Source organism: Brevibacterium sp. VCM10 (assembly GCF_000583215.1).
Taxonomy (GTDB): domain Bacteria; phylum Actinomycetota; class Actinomycetes; order Actinomycetales; family Brevibacteriaceae; genus Brevibacterium; species Brevibacterium linens.
Genome location: NZ_JAJB01000002.1, coordinates 21,227 through 34,137 on the forward strand (window position 1 = coordinate 21,227; position 12,911 = coordinate 34,137).

Below are 12,911 nucleotides of genomic sequence, written 5' to 3' on the forward strand. Positions count from 1 at the left end.
GATGTCTGCGTGGTCACTGTGCCAGCCGTGGCCGGACCGGTGCCGAATCGAACCATGCTGCGGTGTCCTTGACCACTGCCCCACCCTGCACGACGACCTTGACGTTGTCCGGAGTCGCCAGCGGAGTGATGTCCTCGAGCGGGTCGAAGTCGATGACTATGAAGTCCGCGAGCTTGCCCTCTTCGAGGGTTCCCAGGTCGGAGTCGAGGCGGAGCAGTTCGGCGGCGCTCTTCGTTCCGGCGACGATCGCCTGCATCGGCGTCAGGCCGAGCTCGACTGAGTGGACGGGTTCGCGGAGGTTCTCACCGTGCGGGCAGACGCCCGAATCAGTGCCGAGTGCGACCTTGACTCCGGCTGCCAGTGCGGCGGCGACGCGCTCGCGGGCGATTGCCGACCACTTCACCTTCTTCTCATACAGGTAGCCGGGAACCGCTGCCGGGTCGGGCACACGCAAAGCGCTGCTGAGGGTCGGGACGAGGAAGGTTCCGTGCTCGAGCATGAGGTCGATGCCCTCATCGTCGATTCCGTAGCCGTGTTCGACAGACCTCACACCGCCGCGGATGGCGGCTTTGATGCCTTCGGCACCTTGGGCATGTGCGGCGACGGGCTGTCCGGCTCGCTTCGCTGTTTCGGCGACGATGAGTCGCACGTGTTCTTCGGGGACGCCGATATCATCGGGGGTGTCTGACGGGCTGGATACGCCTCCTGTCGTGCAGACCTTGATGACGTCGGCTCCGCTCCGGACCAGGAGGCGAATCGTCCGCCGCACATCGTCGTCGGTGTCGATGATCGGGTCGACCGGCATGTGCATCGGCACCGCACGTCCGTTGGGCATCGTGAAGTCTGTGTGTCCGCCGGTCGGCGACAGTGGCACGAGGGCGAGATGGGTGCGCGGCCCCTGGATGAGTCCGGCCGCGATCGCATCGCGGTAGCCGCGGTCGAGTCCGCCGAGGTCGCGGGCCGTGGTCACTCCGGCCATGAGCGTCTTCCGGGCATTGAGCGCTGCTCTGAAAGTTCGTTCTGACTCGAAGCGGCCCGCGTCGGCAGGCTGATCCTCGATCGACATTCCGAAGTGGACGTGGGCGTCGATGAACCCGGGCAGGATTGTCTTTCCGCTCAGATCGACGAGCGTGGCACCGGCGGGTGCGGTCTCACGTGCCGGTCCTGAATAGACCACCCGTCCGTCCCTGACCTCGATCTCGGCAGCGGCGACCGGGGCTTCCCCAGTGCCGTCGATGAGGGTGGCCCCGCGCAGCAGCAGGTGGTCGGCGCCGGGGATGGTTGAAGGGAGCTGGGCAGTGGACATGGTGTTCCTTTCGGTGGTGAGGCGCTCGTTAGCGTGGAGCGCTGGTCTGATCGGTCAGCTGCCGATGCGGTCTGGTGACTTTCACACGCTTTGTGATGTCTGGCCGGCTGCTGTGGTAGCTGGGACCGACGTCGGCGCGGCCGGTTTCTTCTCCGGGCGGATGAGGGCGAGGAGCACTGGGCACAGGCCCGTAGCAGCTGCGCAGATCACCCAGATGGAGATGTAGCCTCCCACTCCGGAGGCCCCGGCCTCGGGGATGATGAACAGTCCGAGGATGAGAGCGAAGACAGCTCCGGCCAGGGCTCCCCCGAGTGTCTTGACGGAGTTGTACACTCCGGTGGCGATTCCCGTCTCGTCGGCGGGAGAAGCCTCGGTGGTCGCGGCGGGGAGGCCGCCGAGGAGCAGTCCGGACCCGAAGCCGGCGAGGGCGATGCCAACGACGACCAGCGGCAACGAAGCATGGCCGACGATGAGGAGCAGCTGAGAGATCGCAATGGTCCCCGAGCCGAGGATGAGAACGCCCTTGAGCGAGATGCCTTTCGCAATGTAGGCGTAGACAGCGGCGCCGACGGCGGCGAGGAGCATGTTCGTCCCATTGATCAGGGAGATCGTTCCGGCGCTGAGTCCGAACCCGTATCCGACCAGTTCCGGTCGGCCCGCGAGAAAGGTCGTCGTGATGCTCTGGGTTCCGAAGAGGACCATTCCGAAGAGGAACGACGTGACGTACACCGGCCAGAGGCGGTTCGAGGTGAGCACACGCAGATTGAGTGCTGGAGAGCCGGTGCGCAGCTCCCACCAGACGAAGACCCCGGTGAGGACGATCGCAGCAGCGATGAGTGCGGCGCCGAGGCTCACCTGTGAGGTCACGGCCTTGATTCCGGCAAGGAGTACCAGCATGAACAGCGCAAGCAGGATGAAGCCGAGCCAGTCGATGACCGGTGAGGTGCGCGCGGTCGACTCAGGGACGAGCGTGCAGACGAAGACGGCCGAGATGGCGACCATGACAACCGGGACCATCAGCTGAGCAGCCATCGACGGCAGCAGGGAGGAAAACAACCCAGCGGCAAGCGATCCGATCAGAGCGCCGATCGTCAGGGCGGAGATGAGCATGCCGATCGCACGACGTGCGGTCTCGCCTTGGATCTGGTTGTGAACGATGGCCAATTCCAGAGGCAGCCAGACAGCGATCGGTCCGGTCAGGACGCGACCCAGCAGGACCAAAGGATAGCTGGGGGCCCAAGCGACGAGCACGGTGCCGATGAGGACGGTGACGATGCCGATGCGCAGAATGCGGCGGTGGCCGAAGATGTCCCCGAGCTTGGACAGGATCGGGACGCAGACTCCCGCGGCGAGGGTCTGCACGGTGATGAACCAGGCGATGGAGGCATCGGAGACGCCGAGGTGGTCGCGCACTGCGTCGAGCAGCGGCAGGTAGTACCCCTGGAGGAATCCGCTGGAGAATTCGACGAAGACGAGGAATCCGACGACGGCGAGGATTCGCTTGTTCGACCTTCCGGCCAGCCCGGATTCGGTGACGGTCATCGTGGTCCTTTCGCGGTGCTTCGGTTTGGCGCGGCAACTGTTTGGTCGTCGCGAAGGGGTGTGGTCAGCGGGGCTCCGGTGCTCTCCCGATGAGCGAACGGACGAGGCTGCGGTAGGTGCCTCTGAGCTCTTCGTCGTCATGAGCCTTCAGGTCCGGCTTGAGCGTGACGCGGAAGAGTGTGAAGCCGGCGAGAGCGTCGATGATGGCGTCCTGATCCACCTCGTCGCTCATCTGACCGCGCTCGACCGCCCTGGAGAGGATTTCGCGTCCCATGGCGTGGCGAACCTTCATGAAGGAATCGGAGATTATCGGGATGACGTCCATGTTGAACATCGCCAACAGCAGCCCGTTGTTCTTTGCCTCCTCCTTCGACCGGCGGAAGTTCTCAAGATTCTGCCACGCATGTTCGACGAGGTCTTCGACGACGTCACCGGTGTCCGGCATATCGCCCAGCTTGAGTCCGTCGACGATGGCGGCCGCAACGAGCTCTGGTTTGGTCGGCCACCTTCTGTAGATCGTCGTCTTGCCGCATCCGACGGACGAAGCGATCTTCTCGATGTTGAGATTCACGAAACCGGAGTCTTCGAGCTGCGAGCGCACGGCGGCGAGAACACGTCGGGTCAGGTCGTCGTCGAGGGGCCTGCCCTTCGTTGTGCTCTCAGTCATATTCAGAGCATTGCATACGTCACAACAATTCCGCAACACAACGTTTCGTTTCGAAATGAAGCCGAAGAGCCGACCCTCGAAGTCGGACGGTTTCGAGCATGAGAAAAGCTCCCCACCATGACCATTTGGTCTGGTGGGGAGCTTCTGAAGTAGCGGGAGGGGGACTCGATCCCCCGACCTCACGATTATGAGTCGTGCGCTCTAACCAGCTGAGCTACCCCGCCCCAGCGCCGCATTCTAGGCGGCACGAGAGCCCCGAAAGGGAATCGAACCCTTGACCTTCTCCTTACCATGGAGATGCTCTGCCGACTGAGCTATCGGGGCAACAGGTAAGAATTTACACGGGTTTGCGCGGCCGGGGCAAATCGGGATTCGGTGACGTCGCTCACAGGCACTCTGCGCCGCGCTGTCCACTTCCGCAGACGGCGCAGAGTCACCCTCACCGCCAGAAGAGACCCCTACTGCACCGGGTCGAAGCGCCCCGCCAGGAAGCCCTGCAGACGACCGGGATGATTGGTGATGATCCCGTCGACCTCGGCGGTGAGGAGCTCCCGCCACTCGTTCATCTCGTCAGCAGTCCAGACGAAGACGCCGAGGTCGTTGTCCATGATCTCGGTGACCACCGATCTGCGCATCGTGAATCCCTTGTACGAAGGATTGATCGCCACCGCTCCGAGTTCGCGAGCGATTTCGATGTCCTCGGGCTTGGGAACCATGCGCAGCAGGAAGCGAGCCGCCATCGGCAGCATATCCCGACAGGTCTCAAGCGTTTCGATATTGAACGATTGGACGATCATGCGGTCGGCGATGCCGGTCTCGACGACGAGTTCGGCGATCCGCGCCACCGCACCGGAGGACCACTCCCCCTTGAGTTCGAGCAGGAGTTCGCCGCCTCGGTGCTGGATGTCGCGCATGACGGCGGCCAAGGTGGGGATCCGCACTCCGTGGAATCCGGGGCCCATCCATGATCCCGCGTCGACGAACGACAGCTCCTCGGCGGTCAGGCCAGCCACGGGGCCTTTGCGGTTGGTGGTCCGGTCCAGATCCGCATCGTGCAGGATCACGGGAACCCCGTCGGCGCTCGTCGAGGTATCGACCTCGATGAAATCAACGCCGAGGGCTCGCGCGGCATCGACCGCGGCCAAACTGTTCTCGGGCACGACCGCCGAATACCCTCGATGCGCGATCACCAGCGGCCGGCGCCCCGCGCCGGGACGTTCAACGATGCCTCGTTCGTGGAGGAACTGCAGAAAACTCATGCCTTCAGCCTATGCCCTGCCCTCGATGACCGTCGCCCCGCCGCAACGGTCAAGTCCCGGCTATCAGGAAATCTCGTCGAAACCTCCGAGCGCGGCCCGCGACGTAGTATCTTGTGAGCTGGTCCACTCAATAGCTGTAAGGAACGTCCATGGAAGCCATCTTCGCCGCCGCAATCGTCCTCGCCTTCATCGCTCTCGGCGAGCTGGTCTCGATCTGGTCGAAAGCGCGGATCCCCAGTCTGCTGGTCGCGATGCTCGGCATCTTCGTCTTCGCCAAGATCGGCATCGTTCCGGAGTCGATCGTCGACGATTCGATGCTCGTGCAGATCTACACGATCCTCGTCGCTCCGCTGCTGTTCCATATGGGCACGCTCATCCCGCTGCGGGTGATGGCCAAGCAGTGGCGTTCGGTGATCATCGCCCTCTCGGGCATGCTCGTCGCCGTCCTCCTCATCCTCGCAGTCGTCGCCCCGATCTTCGGCTTCGACACCTTCGTCGCCGGTTCCGGACCGCTGGCCGGCGGCATCGTCGCCACCAGTCTGACGACCGAGGGGCTCACGGCTCAGGGGGCCGCCTCGGCGATCATCGTCCTCCCCGCGCTCGTGCTCATGCTCCAATCCCTGCCGTCGATGCCGCTGACGAACTTCCTGCTCCGCCGCTATGCGACGAAGCTGCGCGACAGCGGCGAACTCGACGAGCTCGCCGCCGCCCATCACGAAGAGGAAGAGGAGGCCGCGCAGAAGAAGAAGCTCGTGACCCTGCCGTCCTTCCTCGTCGACAATCAGCTGTTCATGCTCTTCCTCATCCTCGTCGGCGGATCGATCGCAACGCTGCTGGCCGTGCCCACGCACATCCCGTCCTCGATCCTCGCCCTCCTGCTCGGCATCGCCGCGGCCGCGATCGGCCTCTCACCGGACAAAGCCATGGAGCGGTCGAACTCCTTCGGTGTCGCCATGGCCGGCGTCATCGCGATCGTCATGGCCCCGCTGGTCTCCGCGTCCGTGCAGGACGTCATCAACGCGTTCCTGCCGACGATCACCATCCTCGTCGTCGGCGGCGCCGGCATCGTCATCGGCGGCTTCATCGCTACGAAGCTGCTGCGTTGGAAGGCCCCGCTGGGAATGTCGGTGGCGCTGACAGCGATGTACGGCTTCCCAGCCGACTATCTGCTCACCAATGAGGTCGCCCGGTCCATCGCCCGCGACGACGATGAGAAGGAAGCGCTGCTCAATGTCATGCTTCCGCCCATGCTCGTCGGAGGCTTCACTTCGGTGTCGGCCGGCTCCGTCGTCATCGCCAGCGTGCTCGTCAGCCTGCTCTGACCACTCTGCCGACTGCCAGGGGCCCTCGCCCCGACGACGCTGATTCCCCACCGGAAAGGCCACCATGCACGATCTGCTCGCCGATGGCCGGGCTCTGCTCCCGGCGCTGCAGGAGCTGCGACGTTCCCTGCACACGTTCCCAGAGGTCGGCCTCGACCTGCCCCGCACACAGGCTGCGGTCCTCGACGCCCTGTCCGGACTCGATCTCGAGGTGACCACGGGTGTGGGCACCACCTCGGTGGTGGCCGTCCTGCGCGGATCGCATCCGAACAGACCGGCCGCCGCTCCAGCAGTGCTGCTGCGCGGAGACATGGATGCCCTCCCGGTGACCGAGGAGACGGATGAGCCGTTCGCCTCGACGAACGGACATATGCACGCCTGCGGACACGACCTGCATACGGCCGGTCTCGTCGGAGCCGCGCGACTGCTCCACGCGCATCGCGACCGGCTGGCCGGGGACGTCGTCTTTATGTTCCAGCCCGGAGAGGAAGGCTGCAACGGAGCGTCGGTGATGATCGACGAAGGCGTGCTCGACGCCTCCGGCACGAGGGCGATAGCCGCGTTCGGAGCGCACGTGTACCCGGGCCCGCGCGGCGTGGCCGCCACCCGGCCGGGAACTCTGCAGGCGGGGTCGAACACCCTGCGGGTGACCATTCACGGTCGCGGCGGTCACGGTTCCCAACCGCAGACCGCGGTCGATCCGGTGCCGGCCCTGGCCGAGCTCGTCACGGCGCTGCAGAACATGGTCAGCCGCCGCATCGACGTCTTCGACCCGATCGCAATGTCCGTGACCCAGCTGCACGCCTCGGACGCGATCAACGTCATCCCCGCCTCGGCGACCATGGGCGCGACCGTGCGTACGCTGTCCGACGAATCACTCGACATCGTCCGCACCCGGTCGAAGCAGCTGGCCGATGGCATCGCCGCGGCCCACGGATGCACCGCGGAGGTCGACTTCGCCGTCCAATATCCGGTCACGGTCAACGACGCCGACGAGACCGCGTGGGCGATGGACGAACTCCGCGGATTCCTCGGCGAGGACCGGGTGCAGCTCCTCGAGCAGCCGATCATGCCGAGCGAGGACTTCTCATTCGTCCTCCGCGAAGTCCCGGGCACGTATCTCATGTTCGGTGCCGAACGCACGGACGTTCCCGCGGAACGACAGGGAAACAACCACTCCCCCTTCGTCATCTTCGACGATTCGGTGCTCGGCGATCAGGCGGCGCTCCTGGCCCACCTGGCGGTCGAACGCCTGGCGAAGGAGACGCACACGGTCTAGCCGCAAGCGTGCGCGGCGGCTTGCACGGCGGCGTGCGGCGTGCGCGGCGGAGTCCAGCTGATGTGGCTGCCGATGCCCGATCCCGCTTCAGCGACGGAAACGATGCCACCATCGCCGAGGTGAACCCACCGACTCCGGATCGACGGGCTGATCCCCCGGTTCCGCCTCGGTGACGGAGTCGTTCTTCTTCGCATTCCGACGCCGCCGCCATGCGGCGACCTCGTTTTCCACGTCGCGGGGCGGAGTGAACACGGGCGGGCCCTCGCGCAGATCCATCACGGCCTCCCGCACCCGGGCATTGAAGCCGGCGAGGTAGTCGCGGACGTCAGATTCTTCGGTGAAGGCGTCGACGGTGTCCTCGAGGACGGCGTTCTCCTTGCGCAGCTGGAAGGCGGCCGGAGCGACACCGTTGATGCCCTCGGAATCCATCTTCTGCTTGATCCACCAGTCGGGATCGGATGAGCCGTGCAGACCGGTCAGCGGTTTGCCGAGGCCCGGCAGATCGTCGAAGTCCCCGCGCTTGATAGCTCGGTCGAGAGCGGATTCGACGACAGCGTTGCGGTCCTCGAGCGAATTCAAGCGCTGAGGCGATTCTTCGTCACTCGGATCCTCGCTCATCGTCTCGCCTCTCCTCGGGCGGATCCGGGTCGCGACCGACGTCCTGATCCGCGTCATGTCCTCACACGGTAGGCGTCGCGGCACGCGGTCCGCAAGGACTTCAATGCGATCGACCGCTGCCCAAAAATTAGGCCACCATCGGATATTCTCCGGGGCTGGAAAGGTCCGATGCTGACCTAGATTTTTGCGCAGATGTCCGAATGCGACCCACTTTCCCGACGTCGGTGCCGCGAGACAACGAAAGCGGCCCCGCGTCTTGTGTTTCCACAAGTCACGGGGCCGCTTCCTTCTGCGTGGCAGATATAGGATTCGAACCTATGAAGGCAATGCCGGCTGATTTACAGTCAGCTCCCTTTGGCCGCTCGGGCAATCTGCCGCAGTCAGCGCTCGATGAGCACCTAAAAAGAATACAAGGCTCGGACCCGAATCACCAACTCGGTAGACGCAGATCACAATTCGGGGCCTCGACTAGACTCGGGGGCACCAGCCTCGCCCGTTTCAGACGGGCACCACCGATTGCAGACAAAGGAGCATTCATGGCCAGCGAATCCTCATTCGACATCGTCAGCAAGGTCGACCGTCAGGAAGCCGACAACGCGCTCAATCAGGCGGCCAAGGAGATCAACTCCCGATACGACTTCCGCGGCACCGATGCGTCGATCGCCTGGAGCGGGGAAGCCGTGCAGATGAAGGCCAACAGCGAGGACCGGGTCAAGGCCATCCTCGACGTCTTCCAGTCGAAGCTGGTTAAGCGCGGAATCTCACTGAAGTCCCTCGAAGACGGAGAGCCGTACCCCTCCGGCAAGGAGCACCGCATCGACGCGTCCCTCAAGGAGGGCATCGACAAGGACAATGCGAAGAAGATCTCGAAGATCATCCGCGACGAGGGCCCCAAGGGCGTCAAAGCGCAGATCCAGGGCGATGAGCTGCGCGTGAGCTCGAAGAAGCGCGACGACCTGCAGGAAGTCATCGCTCTGCTCAAGGGACAGGACCTCGACGTCGACCTGCAGTTTACAAACTACCGCTGATTGCCAGCGCACCACACCGGCCCGATCCGCACTGCTGAGTGCGGACCGGGCCGGTGTCGTATTCGCCCGTAACGCCGTAACCCGAAAGAGGCCGGTCAGTGTTCGGGGAGCTCGAGCGGAATGTAGTACAGACCCTTCGAGTCCTCTTCGACACTGGCCCGGAGGCGATCATCGAGGTGGATGAAATCGTTGACCTTGATGGTGCCCTTCTGGCCGCTGAGGCGACGAATGGCGAAGGCTGGGATGAGACCCTGCCGTCCCGAGCCGTCGACGGCGAGCGCATATTTCGGGCCGGTCGCGCGGACCCGGACGTCGATGCCCGTGTCCTGTTCCCGCAGTTCGTCGAGCTCGACGACGGGTTCCGGGTTCGTCAGCGCGGTGAGCTCGACGGCCAGGGTATCGGCCATATCATCGACGGTCGCGAGCATGTTCGCCATGGCACGGGCGAATTCGCCGTGCAGCTTGCTCGGCTTCATCGCAGCGCCGGGCTTGTACATGTCCTCATGGGTCAGTTCGCTCCAGGCGTCCTGGAGCCGGGTCTTGACCTGGATCTCGGCGAAGACCGGCGGCCCTTGGTCAGACGGGATGCGCAGGATGACGTGGCAGGCGCGATAGCCGCTGGCCTTCGGCGGGTCCGTATAGTCTTTCCACTCGATGAGTTCGAACGCGCCCAGCTGATCGGGATCGCGCAGCGCGGCGAACATCATCGACTGATCACGCGGTGATTTGCACAGCACCTTGACGCCGACGATGTCGCGGATCTGGTCTTCGACATCCTCGGCGGAGGTGATCGTCAGATCCGGATCGTCGTCGGCCTTCTCCGTCAGCTTCGCCAAGGTCCGTGCCGCGTCCTTGATCCGATGACCGTCGACGTCGAGGCGGGAGATGTCCTTGTCCTTGAGCAGGCCCTTCTGTTGTTCGGTCAGCCAGTGTTTGATCCGCACCGCCGCCGTCTGCCAAGCGTTGAGCCGTTCGGCATAGGCACGTTCGACGATCGTCTTGAGCTGCGATTCGTTTCTCACGCGGTCTCCTCTGCCGGCCTTCAGCGCAATGGTCCACGCTCGCTGGTGCGATCTGCTGCGCGCGGGCGTGACTTGGTGTGCGCTGGCGTGGTCTGGACGTCTCCGACTCTACGCGGTGGAAGCATCAGACACCGGCAGCGACTCGTCCACCCGTTGCATCGGGAAGAGAAGTCACTGCCGGTGCCTGGTGGCCACCGGAGTGGAGGATATGTCGCGAGGTGTAGGGCACGGCACTGACGGTGCGGGTGCCTCCGCCCCTAGAGGCGCCGCAGTCATGCATGGCGCTCGAACGGCGCGAACTGCTTTGAACTTTTCAGCTGCCGGCGGACGGCTGGCCGACGGATTCGGCCGTGACGTGGCCGCGCGCCTCGGCGAGCATCGCCTCACGGGTAGCGAGTTTGATCCGCTCACGCCCCTCGGTCTCACCGGCCGCCTTCTCAGCGGCCTCGACGCGGTGGTAGCCCTCCCAATCGGCGAAGTCGACGCCCTTGGATTCGAGGAGGTCGACGATGGCCGATTCGTCCGGGTACACCGGATCGGTGAGCACACCTGCGGCACGGTCGTCGAGGACGTGGCCGATGGTCTCGAGCGCATCGCCCTTGGTGTGGCCGATGAGCCCGACGGGTCCTCGCTTGATCCACCCCGTGGTGTATACGCCCTGAACGACATCGGCTTCGGCAGCCGTGGTCTGATCATCGGAGTCGACGACGCGGCCCTCATGGTTCGGGATCACGCGTTTGCGGTCGTCGAAGGGCAGCTGCGGCAGCTTTGTGCCCGCATATCCGACGGCACGGTAGACGGCGTCGATCTCCCAGTCGTGGAAGCTGCCGGTGCCGTTGACACCGCCGGAGCCGTCGAGCTCCATCCGCTCGGTGCGCAGCCCCGTCACCGTGTCCTCGCCGAGGATGGCGACGGGTGCGTGCAGGAAATGCAGGTGGAGACGCCGCTTCGCTCCGGTGGGTTCACGCATGGTGAAGTCCGTGAGCGTCTTCGCAACCTGCTTGGTCTGGTTGCTCGACTCGATCGCCTGCATCGACCCTTCGTCGAACTCGAAGTCCTCCGGGTAGACGATGAGGTCGACGTCCTTGACTGCGCCGAGTTCACGCAACTCCAGCGGGGTGAATTTCGCCTGGGCCGGTCCGCGACGGCCGAAGATGTGGACATCGGTGACCTGCGAGGACTTCAGCCCCTCGTACACGTGATCGGGGATCTCCGTGGTGTGCATATCGTCGGCCTGCTTCGCGAGCACGCGGGCGACGTCGAGGGCGACGTTGCCGTTGCCGATGACGGCGACGCGCTGCGCATCCAGCGGCCAGGACTGCGGGACGTCGGGGTGCGAGTCGTACCAGTTGACGAAGTCCGCGGCCCCGTAGGATCCGGGCAGATCGATGCCGGGCAGATCGAGTGCGGCGTCGACGAAGCAGCCGGTGGAGAAGATCACCGCGTCGTAGCGATCGGTGAGCTCTTCGAGGTGGAGGTCGACTCCGTAATCGACGTTGGAGAACAGGCGGATGTCGCCTCGGTCGAGGACCTTGATCAGGGCGTTGATGATGCCCTTGATCCGCGGGTGGTCGGGAGCGACTCCGTAGCGGACGAGTCCGAAGGGAGTCGGCAGGCGATCGAAGAGATCGATGCTCAGATCGAAGTCGCGCTCTGCCTTCGTCATGAGGTCGGCCGCGTAGATCCCAGCAGGACCGGCGCCGACGATGGCCACCCGGAAGGGACGAGTCATTCTCACACCTCTCTTTTCATTCCCATCGAGTCTATCGTCAATGTAGGTCATCCTTACAATGACGTGACCAAACTCGCATCGTCACCGGCCGAGCAGCAGACAGCGGTCATCCACACGCCGCAGTCTCACCGGCGGTACCGCCGTCTGCCCCGCAGCCTGTCCTCACTAGACTGAAACCCGTGAGCCAGAACTCTGCCCCCGATGAGAGCGCAAGACGCCGTGCCGGACTGATCAACGGATTCTCCGCCTACCTGCTGTGGGGTGTGATGCCGCTGCTCTTCGCGGCCGCAGCACCCACCGGCGCACTCGAGCTCGTCTCCCACCGAGTCATCTGGTCGCTGGTCTTCTGCGCGATCCTCCTCATCTTCACCGGCGGCTTCCTGCGCACCTGGCGGATTCTGCGCTCACCGCGCCTCTTCGGCGTTCTGCTGCTGGCCTCGGTGCTCATCGCCATCAACTGGACGACGTTCATCTACGGGGTCGAAACCAACCAACTCGTCGAGATCTCGCTCGGCTACTACCTCAACCCGCTCATCTCCATCGGCCTGGGCGTGATCTTCCTCGGCGAGAAGCTGCGGCCCCTGCAGTGGACTGCGGTGGGCTTCGGTCTGCTCGCGGTCATCATCGTCGGCATCGGCCTCGGCCGCGTCCCGTACCTCGCGTTCACCGTCGCACTGTCCTTCGGCCTCTACGGACTGGTGAAGAACAAGGTCGGCAGCCGAGTCGGCGCGCTCGAAGGCATGGCCGTCGAAAGCCTCGTCCTCGCCGTGCCCTCGGCGATCTACCTCATCGTCCTCGGCTCGCTGGGTCTGCAGACGTTCAGCGGGTTCGGCGGTTGGCACGTCTTCGTCATCATCATCACCGGCCCGGCCACCGCGATCCCGCTCATCCTCTTCAGCGCCGCCGCCCGCCGCATCCCCCTGTCCTGGGTCGGCATGCTCCAGTACCTCACCCCGACCATCCAATTCACCCTCGGCGTCACGGTGCTCGGGGAGATGATGTCGACGACTCGTTGGATCGGCTTCTTCGTCATCTGGATCGCCGTGATCCTGCTGTGCACGGACATGATCCGCCACAGCCGACGCCGCTGACCGGGAACGAAACCCCGACACCCCTCTATTGCTACCTGACGGCGG

General features: G+C 64.5%; 11 protein-coding genes and 3 tRNA genes. 4 read left to right on the plus strand and 10 right to left on the minus strand.

The window, feature by feature from the left end:
* Nucleotides 1–13: 13 nt before the first annotated feature.
* From AD89_RS0100485 to AD89_RS0100510, 6 genes are all read right to left on the minus strand, one after another.
* Nucleotides 14–1,306: a metal-dependent hydrolase family protein gene (locus tag AD89_RS0100485; protein ID WP_155807323.1), complete on the minus strand. Its 1,293-nt coding sequence runs from the start codon at nucleotides 1,304–1,306 to the stop codon at nucleotides 14–16.
* An 81-nt stretch (nucleotides 1,307–1,387) separates the two neighbouring features.
* A complete protein-coding gene (locus AD89_RS0100490) occupies nucleotides 1,388–2,848 on the minus strand; it encodes an MFS transporter (protein WP_025776653.1) in 1,461 nt (486 codons plus the stop codon).
* Nucleotides 2,849–2,912: 64 nt separating this feature from the next.
* Nucleotides 2,913–3,515, minus strand: coding sequence for a TetR/AcrR family transcriptional regulator (locus tag AD89_RS19090; protein ID WP_025776654.1), 603 nt, complete (start codon nucleotides 3,513–3,515; stop codon nucleotides 2,913–2,915).
* Between the two features lie 150 nt (nucleotides 3,516–3,665).
* Nucleotides 3,666–3,739 (minus strand) — tRNA-Met (locus AD89_RS0100500).
* Nucleotides 3,740–3,766: 27 nt separating this feature from the next.
* Nucleotides 3,767–3,839 (minus strand) — tRNA-Thr (locus AD89_RS0100505).
* 134 nt (nucleotides 3,840–3,973) lie between these two features.
* Nucleotides 3,974–4,774, minus strand: coding sequence for a glycerophosphodiester phosphodiesterase (locus AD89_RS0100510; protein ID WP_025776655.1), 801 nt, complete (start codon nucleotides 4,772–4,774; stop codon nucleotides 3,974–3,976).
* Nucleotides 4,775–4,923: 149 nt separating this feature from the next.
* On the opposite strand from AD89_RS0100510, the gene AD89_RS0100515 reads away from it, so the two are divergent.
* On the plus strand, nucleotides 4,924–6,096 hold the full coding sequence (locus AD89_RS0100515; protein ID WP_025776656.1) for a hypothetical protein: 1,173 nt from the start codon (nucleotides 4,924–4,926) through the stop codon (nucleotides 6,094–6,096).
* A gap of 64 nt (nucleotides 6,097–6,160) precedes the next feature.
* Nucleotides 6,161–7,375 carry a M20 metallopeptidase family protein gene (locus tag AD89_RS0100520; protein WP_025776657.1) on the plus strand — a complete coding sequence of 405 codons (1,215 nt, stop codon included), beginning with the start codon at nucleotides 6,161–6,163 and terminating at the stop codon, nucleotides 7,373–7,375.
* An 87-nt stretch (nucleotides 7,376–7,462) separates the two neighbouring features.
* Here the strand turns inward: AD89_RS0100520 and AD89_RS0100525 are convergent, their stop codons facing one another.
* Together AD89_RS0100525 and AD89_RS0100530 are read right to left on the minus strand one after the other, a co-directional pair.
* The gene (locus AD89_RS0100525) at nucleotides 7,463–7,993 is read right to left on the minus strand and encodes a J-domain-containing protein (protein WP_025776658.1); all 531 of its coding nucleotides are present in this window, start codon (nucleotides 7,991–7,993) and stop codon (nucleotides 7,463–7,465) included.
* 294 nt (nucleotides 7,994–8,287) lie between these two features.
* Nucleotides 8,288–8,369, minus strand: a tRNA-Tyr gene (locus AD89_RS0100530).
* A 160-nt stretch (nucleotides 8,370–8,529) separates the two neighbouring features.
* Here AD89_RS0100530 and AD89_RS20075 point away from each other — a divergent pair.
* Nucleotides 8,530–9,021: a YajQ family cyclic di-GMP-binding protein gene (locus AD89_RS20075; protein ID WP_025776659.1), complete on the plus strand. Its 492-nt coding sequence runs from the start codon at nucleotides 8,530–8,532 to the stop codon at nucleotides 9,019–9,021.
* Between the two features lie 95 nt (nucleotides 9,022–9,116).
* On the opposite strand, the gene AD89_RS0100540 is transcribed toward AD89_RS20075, so the two are convergent.
* Both AD89_RS0100540 and AD89_RS0100545 read right to left on the minus strand, forming a co-directional pair.
* Nucleotides 9,117–10,043: a GTP pyrophosphokinase gene (locus tag AD89_RS0100540; RefSeq protein ID WP_025776660.1), complete on the minus strand. Its 927-nt coding sequence runs from the start codon at nucleotides 10,041–10,043 to the stop codon at nucleotides 9,117–9,119.
* A gap of 313 nt (nucleotides 10,044–10,356) precedes the next feature.
* A complete protein-coding gene (locus tag AD89_RS0100545) occupies nucleotides 10,357–11,775 on the minus strand; it encodes an FAD-dependent oxidoreductase (protein WP_025776661.1) in 1,419 nt (472 codons plus the stop codon).
* Between the two features lie 179 nt (nucleotides 11,776–11,954).
* Between AD89_RS0100545 and rarD the strand changes: the two genes are divergently transcribed.
* Nucleotides 11,955–12,866 carry an EamA family transporter RarD gene (gene rarD / locus AD89_RS0100550; protein ID WP_025776662.1) on the plus strand — a complete coding sequence of 304 codons (912 nt, stop codon included), beginning with the start codon at nucleotides 11,955–11,957 and terminating at the stop codon, nucleotides 12,864–12,866.
* Nucleotides 12,867–12,911 lie beyond the last annotated feature (45 nt).

What these genes read in the sequence shown, in the direction of transcription:
- AD89_RS0100485 (WP_155807323.1), bottom strand. Translation starts at nt 1,306, where the DNA reads ATGTCCACTGCCCAGCTCCCTTCAACCATCCCCGGCGCCGACCACCTG.
- AD89_RS0100490 (WP_025776653.1), bottom strand. Translation starts at nt 2,848, where the DNA reads ATGACCGTCACCGAATCCGGGCTGGCCGGAAGGTCGAACAAGCGAATC.
- AD89_RS19090 (WP_025776654.1), bottom strand. Translation starts at nt 3,515, where the DNA reads ATGACTGAGAGCACAACGAAGGGCAGGCCCCTCGACGACGACCTGACC.
- AD89_RS0100510 (WP_025776655.1), bottom strand. Translation starts at nt 4,774, where the DNA reads ATGAGTTTTCTGCAGTTCCTCCACGAACGAGGCATCGTTGAACGTCCC.
- AD89_RS0100515 (WP_025776656.1), top strand. Translation starts at nt 4,924, where the DNA reads ATGGAAGCCATCTTCGCCGCCGCAATCGTCCTCGCCTTCATCGCTCTC.
- AD89_RS0100520 (WP_025776657.1), top strand. Translation starts at nt 6,161, where the DNA reads ATGCACGATCTGCTCGCCGATGGCCGGGCTCTGCTCCCGGCGCTGCAG.
- AD89_RS0100525 (WP_025776658.1), bottom strand. Translation starts at nt 7,993, where the DNA reads ATGAGCGAGGATCCGAGTGACGAAGAATCGCCTCAGCGCTTGAATTCG.
- AD89_RS20075 (WP_025776659.1), top strand. Translation starts at nt 8,530, where the DNA reads ATGGCCAGCGAATCCTCATTCGACATCGTCAGCAAGGTCGACCGTCAG.
- AD89_RS0100545 (WP_025776661.1), bottom strand. Translation starts at nt 11,775, where the DNA reads ATGACTCGTCCCTTCCGGGTGGCCATCGTCGGCGCCGGTCCTGCTGGG.